This is a genomic window from Pseudomonas sp. S49, from assembly GCF_009866785.1.
Taxonomy (GTDB): domain Bacteria; phylum Pseudomonadota; class Gammaproteobacteria; order Pseudomonadales; family Pseudomonadaceae; genus Aquipseudomonas.
This window is the reverse complement of record NZ_CP019432.1, coordinates 1,384,927-1,405,731: the sequence shown is the minus strand read 5'-3', so window position 1 is coordinate 1,405,731 and position 20,805 is coordinate 1,384,927. Positions and strand designations below refer to the sequence as shown.

Sequence of the window (20,805 nt, the reverse complement as noted above, 5' to 3'; positions counted from 1 at the left end):
AAGCTGTTAGAATCTCGCGCGGTTTGGGATGCTGCTGGCTAATAGCCTGGCCAGCAGGTATCGCTCCCGAACCTGGCGACCCCAACCGTGAAGGGGCAACGCTGCCGCCGCCTGAGGAGAAAATTAGAAATGACCTTCGTCGTCACCGACAACTGCATCAAGTGCAAGTACACCGACTGCGTAGAAGTCTGTCCGGTGGACTGCTTTTACGAAGGCCCGAACTTCCTGGTGATTCACCCGGATGAGTGCATCGATTGCGCCCTGTGCGAACCGGAATGCCCGGCCGTAGCCATTTTCTCCGAGGACGAAGTTCCGGAAGAGATGCAGGAATTCATTCAACTCAACGTTGAGCTGGCTGAAATCTGGCCGAACATCACCGAGAAGAAAGAATCGCTGCCGGATGCCGAAGAGTGGGATGGCGTCAAAGGCAAGATCAAAGACCTCGAACGCTGATCTGTCACGCGCTCGAATAAAAGGCCCCTTGCGGGCCTTTTTGCTTTTCTGCAGACAAAAAAAGGGGCGGTATGACCCGCCCACATTTTTTCCCTATTCCCTGTATTCCTTTTCATCGTCCTGATGAATCGCGTCCTGCGATGTCCGTTCCCCTCATCCTTGAAGGGCGTGTCTGTCCGTCGACACACCCCAGATACTAAAGAGTTCCCTGCCGAGAGCAATCGGCCCTCGGAGCGGAAGAGCGCTGTAATAAGCACTTCACATTAAAAAATAAGCATATAAAACAAATAGTTAAATCTCAGCACTGAAAGTAATCGACGTCTGCCGTCTTGTAAAAATAGGGAACACTTACGAGAGAGTAAGCCAAGGCTTACACCGCGAGACTACAAACGATGGAAATGCCAACCGTACGTCTGACAATGAAAAAGGCTTGCGAAATGACCATTAAATCCAGGCCAACAAAAAACCCCGAACCAGTCGGGGCTTTTGCGGGCGGGCGTTTGAGGCGCTTACTGGAACAGCGACTCGCTCGACAGGCCGTTCTTCTCCAGGATTTCCCGAAGGCGCTTGAGGCCTTCCACCTGGATCTGCCGCACCCGCTCCCGGGTCAGGCCGATCTCCAGGCCAACATCTTCCAGCGTGCTGCTTTCGTGACCGCGCAGGCCGAAGCGGCGTACAACCACTTCGCGCTGCTTGTCGGTCAGCTCAGACAGCCATTGATCGATGCTCTGCGACAGGTCGTCATCCTGCAGCAGTTCACAAGGATCAGTCGGACGATCATCGGTGAGGGTGTCCAGCAGGGTTTTATCCGAATCCGGACCCAGCGAGACGTCGACCGAAGAAACCCGCTCGTTCAGACCAAGCATGCGCTTGACCTCGCCCACCGGTTTTTCCAGCAGGTTGGCGATCTCTTCGGGTGAAGGTTCGTGGTCGAGCTTTTGCGTCAGCTCCCGTGCAGCCCGCAGGTACACGTTGAGTTCCTTGACCACATGAATCGGCAACCGGATGGTCCGGGTCTGATTCATGATCGCGCGCTCGATGGTCTGACGAATCCACCAGGTCGCGTAGGTCGAGAAGCGGAAGCCGCGCTCGGGATCGAACTTTTCCACCGCCCGGATCAGTCCGAGGTTGCCCTCTTCGATCAGATCCAGCAGCGACAGCCCCCGATTGACGTAACGCCGGGCGATTTTGACCACCAGCCGCAGGTTACTTTCAATCATGCGCTTGCGCCCGGCCGGATCGCCACTTTGCGACAAGCGCGCAAAATGAACTTCTTCCTCCGGGGAGAGCAATGGGGAAAAGCCGATTTCGTTGAGATACAACTGCGTGGCATCAAGTGCCCGCGTGTAATCGATGTACTTATGTTGTTTAAGTGAAGCGGAGTGTTTGGATTTGGAACGAACGGAAGGTGAAGCAGCCCCTTCATCATTCGACATCGAATCCGAATCGATGCCGGTCTCCATAAGGAGAACCTCATCGTCGATGTCAAACTCCGGCACTTCTTTACTGAGAGCCATTGTTATAGTCCTTTGGTGAGTTCGACCCCAAGCTCAAGCGACGCCTTTATCCTTGGCAGCGCTGGAGCCTGTCCCCTCTACGCGACGGAACAGGCTGGCTTACAAATCAACGTCTTGGCAGGAACTGCAGTGGATCTACAGGTTTACCTTGGCGGCGAATCTCAAAATGCAGTTTCACCCGGTCTGTACCCGTTGACCCCATTTCGGCAATTGTCTGTCCGACCTTGACCTGCTGTCCCTCCCGAACCAACAGCCTGCGGTTATGTCCGTAGGCACTGACGTAGGTTTCGCTGTGTTTGATGATGACTAATTCGCCGTAGCCCCTTAAGCCACTCCCGGCGTATACCACCGTCCCATCAGACGCAGCTAAAACAGGCTGTCCCAAATCTCCGGCGATATCAATTCCTTTATTCAAACTACCGTTTGAAGAGAATTTTCCAATCAGAATGCCATTAGATGGCCATCCCCAGCCGGTCGGGGCCGGGCCCGCTGGAGGCAGTGGCGCGGGGGCCGGTTTGCTGGCGACGGACGGTACAGCCCCCGTAGAACCGGTGGTTGTGGTGGTTGTCGTGCCATTTGCCTGGCGCCGGATTACCGTGGTTTTACTCGACGAAGAAGGCGAAGAACTGCTGTTGCTCACCACCGCCGTCGGCGTTGAACCGGTGCGGCCATCAAAGCGAATTGTCTGACCCGGATGGATCGTATACGGCGTAGGAATATTGTTCCGGGCCGCGAGGGCTTTGTAGTCCCAACCGTAGCGAAACGCGATCGAAAACATCGTATCGCCCGGACGGACTACATACTGTCCGGTCGTAACGGTAGGACGCTGGGCCACCGCATTGTTGCGATCGACCACCCGGACATTGCTCGATTTGGTGCTGGAGCAACCGACCAGCAAGGTGCTCAAGACAAGGCCAGTCACCAGGCGCTGAAAGCTCGTGTTACCCATACGCTGCGCAATGACTGTGAGACTCACCCGCCGCTCCCTTTGTGGTGGCTGAAAAATGTGAAATGCCGGATTCCGGCATGAGGTGTCGCCAGTATAACGGGCCGGATCGGCTTTACCTTTAATGAAGCGAAATCGCTTCGCGCACACGTTTGCAAGTTGACAATCTGCTGCGTTTAAACCATCGCTGCCGGAGTAAGACACAGGCGAACGAAAGGAATTCAGCGCACGCAGACAAATGCTCAGGCCAGTGGCCCATTAAGCAACGGCACGAAACGAACGGCGCCCAGAACATGCCGGGAAAAGCCGTTTTCCTCACGCACGATCAGCATCAATTGCTGCACTTCTCCCGAGCCCACCGGGATCACCATGCGCCCGCCCGGAGCCAGTTGATCGAGCAAGGCTTGCGGTACATCGGTGGCCACGGCCGTGACGATAATGCCGTTATACGGTGCCAGCGCCGGCCAGCCTTCCCAGCCATCGCCCCAGCGGAACACCACGTTGCGCAGGTTCAGTTCAACCAGACGTTCCTTGGCCCGGTCCTGCAGGACCTTGATGCGCTCGACCGAGAACACTCGCTCGACCAATTGCGACAACACAGCGGTCTGGTAACCGGAACCAGTGCCAATCTCCAGCACCTTATCCAGCGGCCCCGCCTCCAGCAGCAGCTCGCTCATGCGCGCCACCATATAAGGCTGGGAAATCGTCTGGTTATTGCCGATCGGCAGCGCCGTATCCTCGTAAGCGCGATGTGCCAGCGCCTCGTCGACGAACAGGTGGCGCGGCGTACGCCGAATCACTTCCAGCACCTTGGCGTTGGACACGCCCTCCTCATACAAGCGCTGGATCAGCCGCTCGCGGGTACGCTGGGAGGTCATGCCGATACCGCTGCGCAGTCGGTCTTCGTGTTCACGGGCCATCAGCGCAGTCCCTCCAGCCAGCCGTCGAGGCTTCTGAACGCATCGTTGAAGGTGCGATCGAGCTGCAACGGAGTGATGGAAACATAGCCCTGCATCACCGCATGAAAATCAGTCCCCGGGCCGCCATCTTCGGCATCGCCGGCAGCGGCAATCCAGTAACCGGCCTTGCCACGCGGATCGACCACTTTCATCGGCGCCGCCGCCCGCGCGCGATGGCCGAGACGGGTCAGCTGGATGCCACGAATGTGATCGATGGGCAGATTGGGAATGTTCACGTTGAGTACCGTGCGCGGCGGCAGATCGAGCCCGGCATGGGCCTCGACCAGTTTGCGCGCAAAGTACGCCGCCGTCGGCAGATTATCCACCTGCCGCGAGACCAGCGAAAAGGCAAACGAGGGACGCTCGAGGAAGCGCCCTTCGAGCGCTGCCGCGACGGTGCCGGAATACAACACGTCATCACCCAGGTTGGCACCGAGGTTGATCCCGGAGACCACCATGTCCGCCTCGCGCTCCAGCAAGCCATTGAGGCCCAGGTGCACGCAGTCGGTCGGTGTGCCGTTGAGGCTGATAAAGCCGTTGGCCAGGTATTGCGGGTGCAGCGGACGGTCGAGCGTCAGCGAACTGCTGGCGCCGCTTTTGTCCTGCTCCGGGGCGATAACCACGCACTCGGTGTAATCCGCCAGCGCAGCATAAAGCGCGGCGAGACCGGGTGCGGTTACCCCATCGTCGTTAGAAATCAGAATACGCATGGGCTGTCCGTCTGCCCCACCGGCACCAGATCAACGAGCTCGCGCACCAATACGGTGGCGAAGCATCCGGCCGGGAGGACGAATTCCAGTTGCAGAATGTCAGGCTGGGGATAATGCCACGTCAACCCGCCAATGGGCAGCCGCAGGATGCGACGTTCGTGGCTCATGCCGGCGTTGATCAACCAATCGCGCAGATCCGCTTCACCAGCGGCAATCCCCTGCTCCAGATCATGGACAGCCCCTGCGGTCGGCGAGTCACCTTCGCCCCACTGCGGGCCGGTCGGATGCAAATCAAGAATAGCCAGACGCGGATCGCTGCACTCAGCTTCACCGGCAGGGAAAAAACTGCGACTGTCAGTGAAGGCCAGCAGATCGCCGACTTGGGCTTTTTGCCAGGTGCCATCGGCAACACGCGCCGCCAGCACCTTGTTGAACAGAAAACTGCGCGCGGTCGAGAGCAGCCGCGAACGCACATTGCGTTGCTCCGGCAAGGCCTTGCGTGCCGCCCACGAACGCGCATCGACGACGTTACCGCCGTCATGGCCGAAGCGCTGGGCACCGAAATAATTGGGAATACCTTGTTTAGCGATCAGTTGCAGGCGCTGCTCGATCGCGTCTTTGTCGCCAGCGAACTGAGTTAGGCGCAAAGTGAAACCGTTGGCCGAATGCGCGCCACGTTGCAGCTTGCGCTTGTGGCGGGTGGTCTTGAGGATCTTCAGCGTATCGTTTTCCGCCGCTGTCAGATCCGGATCGGCCTTGCCCGGCAATTGCACGCTGAACCACTGGCGGGTCAGCGCCTGACGATCCTTGAGGCCCGCATAACTGACGGTGCGCAACGGCACGCCGGCAGCCTTGGCAATACGCCGTGCGGCTTCCTCAGTGTTGAGCCCACGCTTTTCAACCCAGATCCACAGGTGTTCGCCATCGCCGCTGAACGGGATGTCGAGCACTTCATCGACCTGAAAATCTTCAGCGATGGCTTTCAGTACAGCGGTGCCGAGGGGTTCGCCACAGGCCCGCGGGCCGAGCAATTGCAGTTCATTCATGCGCGCAGCAACAAGGCAACGGAGTGCACGGCGATGCCTTCTTCGCGACCGACAAAGCCAAGTTTTTCGGTGGTGGTAGCTTTCACGTTCACTTGATCCAACTCAACTTGAAGATCCGCCGCGATCAGCGCGCGCATCGATTCGATATGCGGGGCCATTTTTGGCGCCTGGGCGACGATGGTGTTATCGACGTTGCCGACTTTCCAGCCTTTGGCGTGGATCAGCGCGACCACATGACGCAGCAGCGCACGGCTGTCGGCGCCTTTGAATTGCGGGTCGGTGTCCGGGAAATGCTTGCCGATATCACCCAGCGCAGCGGCGCCGAGCAAGGCATCGCTCAAGGCGTGCAGCAGGACGTCACCGTCGGAATGAGCGAGCAGCCCGAAGCTGTGTGCAATGCGCACGCCGCCCAGAGTAATGAAATCGCCTTCAGCGAAACGGTGCACATCATAGCCGTGGCCAATACGCATAAAAAAAACGCCCCGATTTTTGTCAGGGCGTGATTCTACCCGCATTAACCGCGCAGAGCGCGTGCGTGATGCTGCAAGTGGTCGTCTATAAAGCTTGAGATGAAGAAATAGCTGTGGTCGTAGCCCGGTTGCAGGCGCAATGTCAGCGGATGGCCCGCTTGTTTTGCCGCTTGTTGCAAGGCTTCGGGTTTGAGCTGGGTAGCGAGGAAGTCATCGCGATCGCCTTGATCGACCAGCAGCGGCAGTTTTTCATCCGCTTCGGCAATCAGCGCACAAGCATCCCACTCTTTCCATTTCGAACGGTCTTCGCCCAAGTAGCGGGAAAATGCTTTTTGGCCCCATGGGCAATCCATCGGATTATTGATCGGCGAGAACGCCGACACCGATTGGTAACGCCCAGGATTGCGCAACGCGCAGACCAACGCACCGTGGCCACCCATGGAGTGTCCGCTGATGCTGCGCTTGTCCGATGCCGGGAAATGCGCTTCAACCAGTGAAGGCAATTCCTGCACGACATAGTCATGCATCCGATAGTGCCGCGACCAGGGTTCTTGCGTGGCATTCAGATAGAACCCGGCGCCGAGGCCGAAATCCCATGCGCCGTCCGGATCACCCGGGACATCGGCGCCACGCGGACTGGTGTCCGGCGCAACAATGATCAAACCCAGTTCAGCAGCCATGCGCATCGCGCCGGCCTTCTGCATGAAGTTTTCATCGGTGCAGGTCAGGCCCGACAACCAATACAGCACCGGCAACTTGCCGCCCTGCTCCGCTTGCGGTGGCAGGTAGACGGCGAACACCATGTCGCAGCCGAGCACGTCGGAGCGATGGCGATAGCGTTTGTGCCAACCGCCAAAACTTTTCTGACAGGAGATGTTTTCCAGACTCATGGGGATTCTCCCAGCTGCAAGTGGCAAGCTTCGAGCTTCAAGAAAAGGCAAAAGCGCCTTTGCTTGCAGCTTGAAGCTTGTAACTTGGGGCTGCTTTTAGAAATGAATGACGGTACGGATGCTCTTGCCTTCGTGCATCAGGTCGAAGGCCTTGTTGATGTCTTCCAGACCCATGGTGTGGGTGATGAAAGTATCCAGCGGGATTTCACCGCTCTGAGCCATATCGACGTAGCTTGGCAACTCGGTACGACCGCGCACGCCGCCGAATGCCGAACCGCGCCAGACGCGACCGGTGACCAACTGGAATGGACGGGTCGCGATTTCCTGGCCGGCTCCGGCCACGCCGATGATTACCGACTCGCCCCAGCCTTTATGGCAGCACTCAAGGGCGGCGCGCATCAATTGCACGTTGCCGATGCACTCGAAGGAGAAGTCGACACCACCATCGGTCATGTCGACGATCACTTCCTGGATCGGACGATCGAAATCTTTCGGGTTCACACAGTCGGTTGCACCGAGTTGCTTGGCGATCTCGAACTTGGCCGGGTTGATGTCGATGGCGATGATGCGTGCAGCCTTGGCTTTCACGGCACCGATCACCGCAGACAGACCAATGCCACCCAGACCGAAGATGGCCACGGTGTCACCCGGTTTGACCTTGGCGGTGTTGAGCACTGCACCGATGCCGGTGGTGACGCCGCAACCCAGCAGGCAAACCTTTTCCAGTGGCGCGTCCTTGGAGATCTTGGCCACGGAGATTTCCGGCAACACGGTGTATTCCGAGAACGTCGAAGTGCCCATGTAGTGGAAAATCGTTTCGCCCTTGTAGGAGAAACGTGAAGTGCCATCCGGCATCAAACCTTTGCCCTGAGTGGCGCGAATTGCCTGACACAGGTTGGTCTTGCCCGACTTGCAGAATTTGCACTGGCCGCATTCGGGGGTGTACAGCGGAATGACGTGATCGCCAACGGCAACCGAAGTCACGCCCTCGCCGATCGCTTCAACGATTGCGCCACCTTCGTGGCCAAGGATCGACGGGAAGATGCCTTCCGGGTCAGCGCCGGACAGGGTGTAGGCGTCCGTGTGGCAAACACCGGAAGCGACTACACGCAGCAACACTTCACCGGCCTTGGGCATGGCGACATCGACTTCTACGATTTCCAGCGGCTTCTTGGCCTCGAAGGCAACGGCGGCGCGCGACTTGATCATGCTGACTCTCCAGTGAATCCATTGAATAAAAAAACCAGACAGCCAGTGTAGTTCAGCGCCAACTGATTAATAATCCGGACAAATGCAAAATATTATTGCCGTACAGGGATAATCGAATGTCCGAAAACCGCTGGGAAGGCATCGACGAATTTGTTGCCGTTGCCGAATGCAGCCAGTTCACCGCCGCTGCCGAACGTCTTGGGGTTTCTTCCTCTCACGTCAGTCGACAAATCGTACGACTGGAAGAGCGCTTGCAGACGCGGCTGCTTTATCGCAGTACCCGTCGCGTGACACTGACCGAGGCCGGGCAGACCTTTCTGCAACATTGCCAACGCTTGCAGGATGGTCGCGAGGAAGCATTGCGCGCTGTCGGCGATCTGACCAGCGAACCAAAAGGGATGCTGCGCATGACCTGCGCCGTCGCCTACGGCGAGCGGTTTATCGTGCCGTTGGTGACGCGGTTCATGGGGCTGTATCCGCAGCTGCGCATCGATATCGAATTGAGCAATCGCCAACTTGATCTGGTGCATGAAGGGCTGGATCTGGCGATTCGCCTGGGTCGGTTGCAGGACTCGCGCCTGGTCGCCGCCCGGCTGGCGCCACGACGCATGTATCTCTGCGCCTCTCCGTCCTACGTTGAACGGTATGGACGCCCACACAGCCTGTCGGAACTGTCTCGCCATAACTGCCTCATCGGCAGCTCAGACATCTGGCAGCTTGAGCAAAACGGGCGGGAATTTTCCCAGCGCGTGCAGGGAAACTGGCGTTGCAACAGTGGGCAAGCGGTGCTGGATGCGGCGCTTCAAGGCGTGGGGTTGTGTCAGCTACCGGACTATTACGTGCTGGAGCATCTGCACAGCGGTGCGTTGATTTCGTTGCTGGAGGCGCACCAGCCGCCGAATACGGCGGTGTGGGCGCTGTACCCGCAACAGCGGCATCTGTCGCCGAAGGTGCGCAAGTTGGTGGATTTTCTCAAGGAAGGATTGGCTGAGCGGCCGGAGTATCGAAGCTGAGTGATGGGTTGCCTGAACTATCGCTTTCGCGAGCAGGCTCGCTCCCACAGGGGATCTCCAGTGGATACAAAATTCGTGTTCGGCGTTATTCAAAGGTGGGAGTGAGCCTGCTCGCGATGGCGATTCAACAGGCACCACAAAAATTCAGCGGCGATTCGCCCAACGCTGACGCAACCATTCGAGATCTTCCGGCCGGGTCACCTTGAGGTTATCCGCCCGCCCCTCAATCAGACGCGGCTTCAGCCCCGCCCACTCCATTGCCGAAGCTTCATCGGTAATCACCGCATCCGCCACCAGACTGTCCGCCAACGCCCGATGCAACGCCCCAAGACGAAACATCTGCGGCGTATACGCCTGCCAGATCACGCTGCGATCGACGGTTTCCACCACACGACCGTGCTTGTCGACGCGCTTCAACGTGTCGCGCGCAGGGACGGCGAGCAAACCGCCCACCGGATCATCCGCCAGTTCATCCAGTAACTTGTCGAGATCATCGCGACTCAGATTGGGCCGTGCCGCATCGTGCACCAGCACCCAATCCTCATCATCAGCACCCTGCGCATGCAGGTGCAGCAAGGCATTGAGCACCGAGCCGGAACGCTCGGCCCCGCCCTCAACCCGCTGAATACGCGGATCGCTGACGCACGCCAGGTTCGGCCAGTAAGGATCATCAACCGCAAGACTGACCACCAGCCCCTTGAGGCTTGGGTGATCGAGGAAACAGCCGAGGCTGTGTTCGAGAATTGTGCGTCCGCCCAGTTGCAGGTATTGCTTGGGACGGTCCGCGGCCATTCGGGCACCGACACCCGCGGCAGGAATCACGGCCCAGAAGGCCGGCAGGGAATTGATCATTGGGCCAACTGGTAAAGGGTTTCGCCGTCCTTGACCATGCCCAGTTCGTGACGAGCCCGTTCTTCAACGGTCTCCATGCCCTTTTTCAACTCGCTGACTTCAGCGTCCATCACTCGGTTGCGCTCCAGCAAACCTTCGTTCTCGGCGTGTTGATCAGCAATCTGCTGATTCAGCTCGGCGACCTGCGCCAGACTGCCATTGCCCACCCACAGGCGGTACTGCAGACCGGCCAGTAGCAAGAGCAAAACGAGAAACAACCAGTAAGGACTGCGCATCGAATATCAGGTATCCAGTGAAAAAAGACAGCCACGCCAAAACTTTGAAGCATCTGATAGCACGAAGCCTGGAAGACCCAGGCTTGTGCTGTTAAGGCATCAGATTAGTGGCAAATCCATCGCTGTCACGACTTTTTCGACACAATCCGGTGTCCTTCCATCGATTCGTACTTAGCCGCGGAACTCGCTGCGACCGTTGTACTTGGCCTTGCCATTCAACTGCTCTTCGATACGCAGCAGTTGGTTGTACTTGGAAACGCGGTCGGAACGGCACAGCGAACCGGTCTTGATCTGGCCAGCCGAAGTGCCCACAGCCAGGTCGGCAATGGTCGAATCTTCGGTTTCGCCCGAACGGTGCGAGATCACTGCGGTGTAACCGGCAGCCTTGGCCATCTGGATGGCTTCCAGGGTTTCGGTCAGGGTGCCGATCTGGTTGAACTTGATCAGGATCGAGTTGGCGATCTTTTTGTCGATGCCCTCTTTCAGGATCTTGGTGTTGGTGACGAACAGGTCGTCGCCTACCAGTTGAACCTTCTCGCCGATCTTGTCAGTGAGGATTTTCCAGCCAGCCCAGTCGGACTCGTCCAGACCGTCTTCGATCGAGATGATCGGATAACGTTCGGTCAGACCTTTCAGGTAATCAGCGAAACCTTCAGCGGTGAACACCTGGCCTTCGCCGGACAGGTTGTACTTGCCGTCTTCGAAGAATTCGCTGGCCGCGCAGTCCAGGGCCAGGGTCACGTCGGTGCCCAGCTTGTAACCGGCGTTGGCCACCGCTTCGGAGATCACTTTCAGCGCGTCTTCGTTGGACGCCAGGTTCGGTGCGAAACCGCCTTCGTCGCCAACGGCAGTGCTCAGGCCACGGGCCTTCAGCACAGCTTTCAAGTGATGGAAAATCTCGGTGCCCATGCGCAGACCTTCCGAGAACGACTTGGCGCCAACCGGCTGCACCATGAATTCCTGGATGTCGACGTTGTTATCGGCGTGCTCGCCACCGTTGATGATGTTCATCATCGGCACCGGCATCGAGTAAACACCCGGCGTGCCGTTGAGGTTGGCGATGTGTGCGTACAGCGGCAGGTCCTGATCCTGTGCAGCAGCCTTGGCCGCAGCCAGGGACACGGCGAGGATGGCGTTGGCGCCCAGGGTTGCCTTGTTTTCGGTACCGTCGAGCTTGATCATCGCGTGATCCAGGGCTTTCTGGTCGCTTGGGTCGGTGCCCAGCAGCAGATCGCGAATCGGACCGTTGATGTTGGCTACCGCTTTGAGCACGCCCTTGCCCAGGTAACGGCTCTTGTCGCCATCACGCAGCTCGAGCGCTTCACGCGAGCCAGTGGATGCACCGGACGGCGCGCAAGCGCTGCCGATGATGCCGTTGTCGAGAAGCACGTCCGCTTCCACGGTGGGATTGCCACGGGAGTCGAGAACTTCACGACCTTTGATGTCGACGATTTTTGCCATTGTTGTAAACACTCCAAAGTTGACGAAAACGACGCAGCTAGAGGAAATCTTTTTACCGTCGGCAAGGGGTGTGCAGCGGGCAGACTTGCAGACGATAACGCTCATGCCCGAGGGCATGAGCGACAAATCGTGCGGTACTTTACCGGAGAATTGAGTCTTACGCGGTTTCTACCGTCGGAAAACTCTTCACCAGTTCGTCCAAAGCTTTGAGCTGGGCCAGAAATGGCTCCAGTTTGTCCAGACGCAAGGCGCAAGGGCCGTCGCATTTGGCGTTGTCCGGATCCGGATGCGCTTCGAGGAACAGACCCGCCAGCGACTGGCTCATGCCCGCCTTGGCCAGATCCAGAACCTGCGCACGGCGACCGCCCGCGGAGTCGGCACGACCACCCGGCATTTGCAGCGCGTGGGTCACGTCGAAGAATACCGGGTACTCGAACTGCTTCATGATGCCGAAGCCGAGCATGTCGACCACGAGGTTGTTGTAGCCGAAGCTCGAACCACGCTCGCAGAGGATCAATTGATCGTTACCCGCTTCCACGCACTTGTTCAGGATGTGTTTCATCTCCTGAGGCGCGAGGAACTGGGCTTTCTTGATGTTGATCACTGCATTGGTCTTGGCCATCGCGACGACCAGATCGGTCTGGCGCGACAGGAAGGCCGGCAGTTGAATGATGTCGCAGACATCAGCGACGACCGCGGCCTGATCAGGCTCGTGGACGTCGGTGATGATCGGTACGCCGAAGGCTTGTTTGATGTCCTGGAAGATGCGCATGCCCTCTTCCAGGCCAGGACCACGATAGGAGGTCACAGAAGAACGGTTGGCCTTGTCGAAGCTGGCCTTGAACACGTAAGGGATACCGAGTTTTTCGGTGACCTTCACGTACTCCTCGCAAACCTGCATGGCCATGTCACGGCTTTCCAGCACGTTCATGCCGCCGAACAGCACCATGGGTTTGTCGTTGGCAATCTCGATGTCGCCGACGCGGATGATCTTCTGTGCCATCGGGGTTACGCCTTCTTCTGGTGTTGAGCCAACGCTGCTTTGACGAAGCCGCTGAACAGCGGGTGGCCATCACGTGGTGTGGAGGTGAACTCAGGGTGGAACTGGCAAGCGACGAACCATGGATGATCCGGAGCTTCAACCACTTCAACCAATGCCGCGTCAGCGGAGCGACCGGAAATCTTCAGGCCGGCTTCGATGATTTGTGGCAACAGGTTGTTGTTCACTTCATAACGGTGACGGTGACGTTCAACAATCACGTCCTTGCCGTAGCAGTCGTGCACCTTGGAGCCGGCTTCAAGCAGGCATTCCTGTGCGCCGAGACGCATGGTGCCGCCCAGGTCGGACGATTCGGTACGCACTTCAACGGCACCGGTTGCGTCTTCCCACTCAGTGATCAGACCGACAACCGGATGGCCGCTGGCGCGGTCGAATTCGGTGGAGTTGGCGTCTTTCCAGCCCATGACGTTACGAGCGAACTCGATCACTGCCACTTGCATACCTAGGCAGATACCCAGGTAAGGAACCTTGTTTTCACGAGCGTACTGAACGGCAGTGATCTTGCCTTCCACGCCGCGCAGACCGAAGCCGCCCGGTACGAGGATCGCGTCGACACCTTCGAGCAGCGCAGTGCCCTGGTTTTCGATGTCTTCGGAATCGATGTAACGCAGGTTGACCTTGGTGCGGTTGCTGATGCCGGCATGACTCATCGCTTCGATCAGCGACTTGTAGGCGTCCAGCAGCTCCATGTATTTGCCGACCATGGCGATGGTCACTTCGTGTTCCGGGTTCAGCTTGGCGTCAACCACGGCTTCCCACTCGGACAGATCAGCGCTGCCGCATTGCAGGCCGAAACGCTCGACAACAAAATCGTCCAGACCCTGCGAGTGCAGGATGCCCGGGATCTTGTAGATGGTGTCGGCGTCTTCCAGACCGATCACCGCGCGCTCTTCAACGTTGGTGAACTGGGCGATCTTGCGACGCGACGAAATGTCGATCGGGTGATCGGAACGGCACACCAGCACGTCTGGCTGCAGGCCGATCGAACGCAACTCTTTTACCGAGTGCTGAGTTGGTTTGGTTTTGGTTTCGCCGGCAGTGGCGATGTACGGCACCAGTGTCAAGTGCATCAGCATCGCGCGCTTGGCGCCGATTTCGAAACGCAGTTGACGGATGGCCTCGAGGAACGGTTGCGACTCGATGTCACCGACGGTGCCACCGATCTCGACCATTGCCACGTCAGCGTCACCGGCACCCTTGATGATGCGGCGCTTGATTTCGTCGGTGATGTGCGGGATCACCTGGATGGTTGCACCCAGGTAGTCACCACGGCGCTCTTTGCGCAGCACGTGCTCGTAGACACGGCCAGTGGTGAAGTTGTTGTTCTGGGTCATGGTCGTGCGGATGAACCGCTCGTAGTGGCCCAGGTCCAGGTCGGTCTCGGCGCCGTCGTGGGTGACGAACACTTCACCGTGCTGGAACGGGCTCATGGTGCCCGGGTCGACGTTGATGTACGGGTCCAGCTTCAGCATGGTGACCTTAAGTCCCCGCGCCTCCAGGATGGCCGCCAATGAAGCCGATGCAATGCCTTTCCCCAATGAAGAAACAACACCGCCCGTGACGAATATGTAGCGCGTCATGAAAAACCCTAGAAGTCTGCGTTAAAGCGGTACGAGCCGCCGGGGAAAGCGAAGGAAGGCCGAAGCCCCCGATCACCTGCATTAATCACAGTGCACCTTTCAAAAAAACCGCCGCGTTGGGACAGACCGGAAGTGAAAATACCGGTACGTTGCTCGCTACACATTTTTTGGAATCGCCCAGCAAAGACTGCTTGGTAATCGGCAACTCCTGCAATTCAGGCGAATCCACAGAAGTTGTATCAAGAAGGGAGCGTAGTCTACCGGAATGCTCCTTTCAGCTCAAACCTTGATCTTCGTCTGTTGGCAGCCAATGCAATTTCCAGCCGTCCTGCACATGACCATCAAGTCCCGGCAGGTTCGCCACCGCGAGCAATTCATCGCCGCGAAACAGCAGCGGCAATCTGCCACGGACAAAGCCCGGCACCGCGCGCTCATTGAGCAGGCGCTTGAGATCGCGGTGGCCGCGATCCGCCAGATGCATGACTTCGCCGCCCTGCCGATAGCGAATCTGCAAAGGCCCGACGGGAGTTTGCCCGCTGAACATGACACGTCCGTTATCGCCCAAGCGTAGCGCTGACGCGGGGCTCTGCCACTCGCAGCCGATCACTGGCGTGCGTAGCCAGTCACCGCTGAGCCACCACAGACGACCGGCACTGCGGTGCAACTCGCCATCGGCCAGACGCCAGATCGGTGAGGCATCAGGGGCGGCATCGCACAGATCCGTCCAACCCGACCAATGGTCGGTGTCCGGCAGGCGCGTCAGCGGTTCGAGCCAGTGACTGAGGGCGTTTCGCTGGCGGGCGGCAGACAACGCCGCCAGCGGCGCCAACGCCAGCGACGGCAATCCCAGCCATTGGAAATCATGGGCGGTTGCCGCCTGCGCCAGATCAATCTGCGCCAGCTCATCGAGCAAGCCCTGCGCTTCACGCAGATGCGCGGCGCTGCGGGCCATGCTCACCTGCGCTTGCGGCCAGCGCCCGGTCAGCAGCGGCATGACTTGATGGCGCAAGTAGTTGCGCGAGAACTGCCGATCCTGATTCGATGGGTCTTCGATCCAGTTCAAGTGATGAGCCTGCGCATACGCTTCCAGCTCGGAACGAGAGACATCCAGTAACGGACGAATCAGTGTGCCCTGCCCGACTGGTCGCTGCTTGGGCATCCCCGCCAATCCGCGCACACCCGCACCACGCATGAATCGAAACAACAGCGTTTCCGCTTGATCATCACGATGCTGGCCAGTGAGCAACACGTCATTGGCTTGCGTCAGCGCACTGAACACGGCGTATCGCGCATTCCGCGCCGCCCGCTCCAGACTCGCGCCCGGTTGCACCCTCACCCGCTCAATCAGCAACGGCACCCCCAGCGCATCGCATACGGATTGGCAATGTGACGGCCACGCATCGGCTGCAGCCTGGAGGCCATGATGGATATGAACTGCGCTTAGCGGTGGGAGGGATTCGCTCGTTGCAAGAGAGGCCAGCAGATGCAGAAGGACGGTGGAATCCAGGCCACCAGAGAAGGCGATGCGCCAATGAGCGGCATTGCGCCAAGGCTCAAGAACCCGCAACAAGCGCGAAGGCAAATCAATCATGGACTGACCCATATTTAACTCTTTGCCCCAAAACAAATGTAGGAGTGAGCCTGCTCGCGATAGCGGTGTGACAGCCAACACATTGGTTGAATGTTACGCCCTCATCGCGAGCAGGCTCACTCCTACAGAGGTATTGCGTTCGACTTAGAGACCGTAGCTCATCAGTCGATCATAACGGCGCTTCAACAGCGCTTCGTTATCGAACTTCTTCAGCATCGCCAGTTGCGAGCTCAGCTCGGCACGGATCGATGCAGCGGCGGCAGCCGGATCACGGTGTGCGCCGCCCAGAGGCTCGCCGATAACTTTATCGACGATGCCCAGACCTTTCAGACGCTCGGCGGTGATACCCATCGCTTCAGCAGCATCCGGCGCTTTTTCTGCGGTTTTCCACAGAATCGAAGCGCAACCTTCCGGCGAGATCACCGCGTAGGTCGAATACTGCAGCATGTTCAGTTGGTCGCAGACGCCGATCGCCAATGCACCGCCAGAACCGCCTTCACCGATAACGGTGGCAATGATCGGGGTCTTAAGACGCGACATCACGCGCAGGTTCCAGGCAATCGCCTCGCTCTGGTTACGCTCTTCAGCGTCGATACCTGGGTAGGCACCCGGGGTGTCGATGAAGGTCAGGATCGGCATCTTGAAACGCTCGGCCATCTCCATCAGACGGCAAGCCTTGCGGTAGCCTTCCGGACGCGGCATGCCGAAGTTGCGGCGAACCTTCTCGCGCACTTCACGGCCTTTCTGGTGACCGATGATCATCACCGGCTGATCGTCCAGACGGGCGATGCCGCCAACGATGGCGGCGTCGTCAGAGAAGTGACGGTCGCCGTGCAGTTCGTCGAACTCGGTGAAGATGTGCTGGATGTAGTCGAGGGTATAGGGGCGTTTCGGGTGACGCGCCAGGCGTGCGATCTGCCAGCTGGTCAGCTTGCCGAAGATGTCTTCGGTCAGCGTCTTGCTCTTGTCCTGCAGGCGGGAGATCTCATCGCCGATATTCAGCGAATTGTCATTACCGACCAAGCGCAACTCTTCGATCTTGGCTTGCAGGTCGGCGATCGGCTGTTCGAAATCTAGAAAATTCGGGTTCATAGGCGTCCGTCTTGGGTCGTGTCCCAAATGAGCTTGGGCCGGCCGGTTGTCTATTCGCGCCCTACCTTAAGGGAGAGGCGCGCTGAGGTCGAGATTAAAAATTCAGGTTGCGGGCAAGCGCAGTAATGGCACTCGCCGGTCAACGGTATTGGAGGAAGACGTTGTCTCGCCCGAACTGGTCACGCAGAGCCTGAATCAAGGCATCTGCCGGGTCGATCCGCCACGTCTCGCCAAACTGCAGCAAGGTCTTCGCATCCGGGCTGGTGTACTCCATGGTAATCGGGCACGCGCCGCGATGACGCTTGAGCAAATCACCCAACCAGCGTAGCTGATCGCCTTTCAGATCCTGGGTTTGCAGCTTCAGGCGCAGGCTCTCGGCCAGGTTGGTGCGCGCATCTTCCATGCTCATCACGCGCTTTACCCGCAAGCGCAGGCCGCCGGAGAAGTCGTCGTTGCTGACTTCACCTTCGACCACCACCATCGCGTCAGTCTGCAACAACGACTGCGCAGAATGGAACGCATCGGCGAACAGCGACGCCTCGATCCGCCCCGAGCGGTCGTCGAGGGTGATGAAACCCATCTTGTCGCCCTTCTTGTTCTTCATCACCCGCAGGGCAATGATCATCCCCGCCACGGTTTGTGTATCCCGGGCCGGCTTCAGGTCGATGATGCGCTGACGGGCGAAACGGCGGATCTCGCCTTCGTATTCGTCGATCGGGTGACCGGTCAGGTACAGGCCCAAGGTGTCTTTTTCACCTTTGAGGCGTTCCTTGAGGGTCAGCTCCTTGGCCTTGCGATGGGACGCGTAAACGTCGGCATCCGCCTCGACGAACAACCCGCCAAACAGGTCGGCGTGGCCGCTGTCGTGGGTGCGGGCGGTCTGTTCGGCAGCCTTGATCGCCTCTTCCATCGCCGCCAGCAGCACGGCGCGGTTACGGTCGATGTTGGCTTGATAAGCCTTTTGCTCGTCGTGGAAGTACGGGCCCAGACGATCCAGCGCACCGCTGCGGATCAGACCGTCCAGCGTGCGTTTGTTGATGCGCTTGAGGTCGACCCGCGCGCAGAAGTCGAACAGATCCTTGAACGGACCTTCCTGACGCGCTTCGGTAATCGCCTCAACAGGACCCTCACCAACGCCCTTGATCGCGCCGAGGCCATACACGATGCGGCCATCGTCGTTCACCGTGAACTTGAACTCCGAAGTATTCACATCCGGCGCGTCGAGACGCAGCTTCATGGTGCGAATTTCTTCGATCAAGGTCACGACCTTGTCGGTGTTGTGCATATCCGCCGAGAGTACCGCGGCCATGAATGGCGCCGGGTAGTGGGCTTTCAGCCATGCCGTTTGGTACGACACCAGACCGTAAGCGGCGGAGTGGGATTTGTTGAAGCCGTAACCGGCGAATTTTTCTACCAGGTCAAAGATGTTACCGGCAAGGTCGGCGTCGATATTGTTGGTCGCGCAACCCTCAATGAAACCGCCGCGCTGCTTGGCCATCTCTTCGGGCTTTTTCTTACCCATGGCGCGACGGAGCATGTCCGCACCGCCGAGGGTGTAACCGGCCATGACCTGAGCGATCTGCATCACCTGTTCCTGATACAGGATGATGCCGTAAGTCGGTGCCAATACTGGCTTGAGGCCTTCGTACTGGTAATCCGAGTGCGGGTACGCCAATTCGGCGCGACCGTGCTTACGGTTGATGAAGTCGTCCACCATGCCGGACTGCAGCGGGCCCGGACGGAACAGGGCCACCAGTGCGATCAAGTCTTCCAGGCAGTCGGGCTTGAGCTTTTTGATCAGCTCTTTCATGCCGCGCGATTCAAGCTGGAACACCGCAGTGGTTTCAGCTTTCTGCAACAACGAGTACGTCGGTTTGTCGTCCAGCGGGATAAACGCGATATCCAGCGGCGGCTCGTTGACCTTGGCGCGGTCGCGGTTGATGGTTTTCAGCGCCCAGTCGATGATCGTCAGCGTGCGCAGACCGAGGAAGTCGAACTTCACCAGACCAGCGGCTTCAACGTCGTCCTTGTCGAACTGGGTTACCAGACCGTCACCGGCCTCGTCGCAATAGATCGGCGAGAAGTCAGTCAGCTTGGTCGGGGCAATAACCACACCACCGGCGTGTTTACCGACGTTACGCACGACGCCCTCGAGCTTGCGCGCCATCTCCCAGATTTCTGCCGCCTCTTCATCGACCTTGATGAAGTCACGGAGGATTTCTTCCTGCTCGTAGGCTTTTTCCAGGGTCATGCCGACTTCGAACGGAATCATCTTCGACAGACGATCCGCCAGGCCGTAGGACTTGCCCTGCACCCGCGCCACGTCACGCACCACCGCTTTTGCGGCCATGGAACCGAAGGTGATGATCTGGCTTACCGCGTTGCGGCCGTATTTCTCGGCCACATAGTCGATCACCCGGTCACGACCGTCCATGCAGAAGTCGACGTCGAAGTCGGGCATGGATACCCGTTCCGGGTTAAGGAAACGTTCGAACAGCAGGTCGTATTCCAGCGGGTCGAGGTCGGTGATCTTCTGCACGTAAGCCACCAGCGACCCGGCACCCGATCCACGGCCAGGACCTACCGGCACGCCGTTGTTCTTGGCCCACTGGATAAAGTCCATCACGATCAGGAAGTAACCTGGGAAGCCCATCTGGATGATGATATCCAGCTCGAAATTCAAGCGGTCGACGTAGACCTGACGCTTGGCTTCGTAGTCTTCGGTGGTGTCTTTGGGCAGCAGCACCGACAGGCGCTCTTCGAGACCGTCGAAGGACACCTTGCGGAAATATTCATCGATGGTCATGCCATCGGGGATCGGGAAGTTGGGCAGGAAGTGAGTGCCCAGCTTCACTTCGATGTTGCAGCGCTTGGCGATCTCGACGGTGTTTTCAATCGCGTCAGGAATATCGCTGAACAGCTCGATCATTTCCTCGGCGCTTTTCAGGTATTGCTGATCGCTGTAATTCTTCGAGCGCCGCGGATCGTCGAGGGCGCGGCCCTCACCGATGCACACGCGGGTTTCATGGGCGGCGAAGTCTTCCTGCTTGATGAAGCGCACATCGTTGGTCGCCACCAGCGGCGCGCCGAGCTTGTCGGCGAGGGCAACGGCGCCGTGCAATTGCTCTTCATCGTTGGGACGGTTGGTGCGCTGGATTTCCAGATAGAAACGATCCGGGAACACCGCCATCCACTCGCGCGCCAAGGCTTCGGCCTCAGCGGGGTTGCCGCCGATCATGGCCATGCCGATCTCGCCTTCTTTGGCGGCGGACAGCATGATCAGGCCTTCGTTGGCTTCGGCGACCCACTCGCGTTCGACGATGATCATGCCGTTGCGCTGGCCTTCGATGAAGCCGCGCGAGATCAACTCGGTGAGGTTGCGATAACCCTTGGCGTTCATCACCAACAGGCTGAGCCGGCTCAGCGGTGCATCCGGGTCTTTGTTCGACAACCACAGGTCGGCGCCGCAGATCGGCTTGATGCCTGCGCCCATGGTGTTTTTATAGAATTTGACCAGGGAACACATGTTGTTCTGGTCGGTGACCGCGACGGCAGGCATGTTCATGCCGGTCAGCGCCTTGACCAGTGGCTTGATCCGCACCAGCCCGTCGACCAGCGAGTATTCAGTGTGCAGGCGTAGATGAACGAATGAAGCCGGCATAGTGATCCTGTCCAGTTACA

Annotated in this window: 18 protein-coding genes; 2 read left to right on the top strand and 16 right to left on the bottom strand. The window is 58.6% G+C overall.

The features are described 5' to 3' along the window. Window positions 1-129 precede the first annotated feature (129 nt). Window positions 130-453, top strand: coding sequence for a ferredoxin FdxA (fdxA, locus tag PspS49_RS06050; protein WP_007908827.1), 324 nt, complete (start codon window positions 130-132; stop codon window positions 451-453). Window positions 454-962: 509 nt separating this feature from the next. On the opposite strand, the gene rpoS is transcribed toward fdxA, so the two are convergent. From rpoS to PspS49_RS06010, 8 genes are all read right to left on the bottom strand, one after another. Next, on the bottom strand, window positions 963-1,970 hold the full coding sequence (rpoS, locus tag PspS49_RS06045; RefSeq protein WP_160038514.1) for an RNA polymerase sigma factor RpoS: 1,008 nt from the start codon (window positions 1,968-1,970) through the stop codon (window positions 963-965). A gap of 106 nt (window positions 1,971-2,076) precedes the next feature. Beyond that, window positions 2,077-2,946, bottom strand: a complete 870-nt coding sequence (locus PspS49_RS06040) for a peptidoglycan DD-metalloendopeptidase family protein (RefSeq protein ID WP_016985074.1) — start codon at window positions 2,944-2,946, stop codon at window positions 2,077-2,079. A 212-nt stretch (window positions 2,947-3,158) separates the two neighbouring features. Then, the gene (locus PspS49_RS06035) at window positions 3,159-3,794 is read right to left on the bottom strand and encodes a protein-L-isoaspartate(D-aspartate) O-methyltransferase (protein ID WP_172828219.1); all 636 of its coding nucleotides are present in this window, start codon (window positions 3,792-3,794) and stop codon (window positions 3,159-3,161) included. Between the two features lie 41 nt (window positions 3,795-3,835). Next, the gene (surE, locus tag PspS49_RS06030; RefSeq protein WP_007908831.1) at window positions 3,836-4,585 is read right to left on the bottom strand and encodes a 5'/3'-nucleotidase SurE; all 750 of its coding nucleotides are present in this window, start codon (window positions 4,583-4,585) and stop codon (window positions 3,836-3,838) included. Next, a complete protein-coding gene (gene truD, locus PspS49_RS06025) occupies window positions 4,573-5,631 on the bottom strand; it encodes a tRNA pseudouridine(13) synthase TruD (protein ID WP_160038512.1) in 1,059 nt (352 codons plus the stop codon). Before truD ends, surE begins: the two co-directional genes overlap by 13 nt. Continuing rightward, window positions 5,628-6,101 carry a 2-C-methyl-D-erythritol 2,4-cyclodiphosphate synthase gene (gene ispF, locus PspS49_RS06020; RefSeq protein WP_034149878.1) on the bottom strand — a complete coding sequence of 158 codons (474 nt, stop codon included), beginning with the start codon at window positions 6,099-6,101 and terminating at the stop codon, window positions 5,628-5,630. Before ispF ends, truD begins: the two co-directional genes overlap by 4 nt. A gap of 44 nt (window positions 6,102-6,145) precedes the next feature. After that, entirely contained in the window at window positions 6,146-6,997 is an 852-nt protein-coding gene (fghA, locus tag PspS49_RS06015) for an S-formylglutathione hydrolase (RefSeq protein ID WP_174245100.1), read from the bottom strand. Between the two features lie 90 nt (window positions 6,998-7,087). Further along, on the bottom strand, window positions 7,088-8,200 hold the full coding sequence (locus tag PspS49_RS06010) for an S-(hydroxymethyl)glutathione dehydrogenase/class III alcohol dehydrogenase (protein ID WP_007908835.1): 1,113 nt from the start codon (window positions 8,198-8,200) through the stop codon (window positions 7,088-7,090). Window positions 8,201-8,316: 116 nt separating this feature from the next. On the opposite strand from PspS49_RS06010, the gene PspS49_RS06005 reads away from it, so the two are divergent. Continuing rightward, window positions 8,317-9,213 carry a LysR substrate-binding domain-containing protein gene (locus PspS49_RS06005; protein WP_127926020.1) on the top strand — a complete coding sequence of 299 codons (897 nt, stop codon included), beginning with the start codon at window positions 8,317-8,319 and terminating at the stop codon, window positions 9,211-9,213. Between the two features lie 144 nt (window positions 9,214-9,357). On the opposite strand, the gene ispD is transcribed toward PspS49_RS06005, so the two are convergent. The 8 genes from ispD to dnaE form a co-directional block, all read right to left on the bottom strand. Continuing rightward, the gene (gene ispD, locus PspS49_RS06000; protein WP_127926019.1) at window positions 9,358-10,065 is read right to left on the bottom strand and encodes a 2-C-methyl-D-erythritol 4-phosphate cytidylyltransferase; all 708 of its coding nucleotides are present in this window, start codon (window positions 10,063-10,065) and stop codon (window positions 9,358-9,360) included. Then, entirely contained in the window at window positions 10,062-10,340 is a 279-nt protein-coding gene (gene ftsB, locus PspS49_RS05995; protein WP_007908838.1) for a cell division protein FtsB, read from the bottom strand. Before ftsB ends, ispD begins: the two co-directional genes overlap by 4 nt. A 171-nt stretch (window positions 10,341-10,511) precedes the next feature. Further along, window positions 10,512-11,801, bottom strand: a complete 1,290-nt coding sequence (eno, locus tag PspS49_RS05990) for a phosphopyruvate hydratase (protein WP_160038510.1) — start codon at window positions 11,799-11,801, stop codon at window positions 10,512-10,514. A gap of 157 nt (window positions 11,802-11,958) precedes the next feature. Next, window positions 11,959-12,804 (bottom strand): 3-deoxy-8-phosphooctulonate synthase, encoded by an 846-nt coding sequence (gene kdsA, locus PspS49_RS05985; RefSeq protein WP_160038508.1) that lies wholly within the window; start codon window positions 12,802-12,804, stop codon window positions 11,959-11,961. Between the two features lie 5 nt (window positions 12,805-12,809). Continuing rightward, window positions 12,810-14,441: a CTP synthase gene (locus PspS49_RS05980; protein ID WP_034156321.1), complete on the bottom strand. Its 1,632-nt coding sequence runs from the start codon at window positions 14,439-14,441 to the stop codon at window positions 12,810-12,812. A gap of 274 nt (window positions 14,442-14,715) precedes the next feature. Further along, window positions 14,716-16,044: a tRNA lysidine(34) synthetase TilS gene (gene tilS, locus PspS49_RS05975; RefSeq protein ID WP_160038506.1), complete on the bottom strand. Its 1,329-nt coding sequence runs from the start codon at window positions 16,042-16,044 to the stop codon at window positions 14,716-14,718. A 132-nt stretch (window positions 16,045-16,176) separates the two neighbouring features. After that, window positions 16,177-17,124 carry an acetyl-CoA carboxylase carboxyltransferase subunit alpha gene (locus tag PspS49_RS05970; RefSeq protein WP_127926017.1) on the bottom strand — a complete coding sequence of 316 codons (948 nt, stop codon included), beginning with the start codon at window positions 17,122-17,124 and terminating at the stop codon, window positions 16,177-16,179. Between the two features lie 139 nt (window positions 17,125-17,263). Next, the gene (gene dnaE, locus PspS49_RS05965; protein ID WP_127926016.1) at window positions 17,264-20,785 is read right to left on the bottom strand and encodes a DNA polymerase III subunit alpha; all 3,522 of its coding nucleotides are present in this window, start codon (window positions 20,783-20,785) and stop codon (window positions 17,264-17,266) included. Window positions 20,786-20,805: the final 20 nt, after the last annotated feature.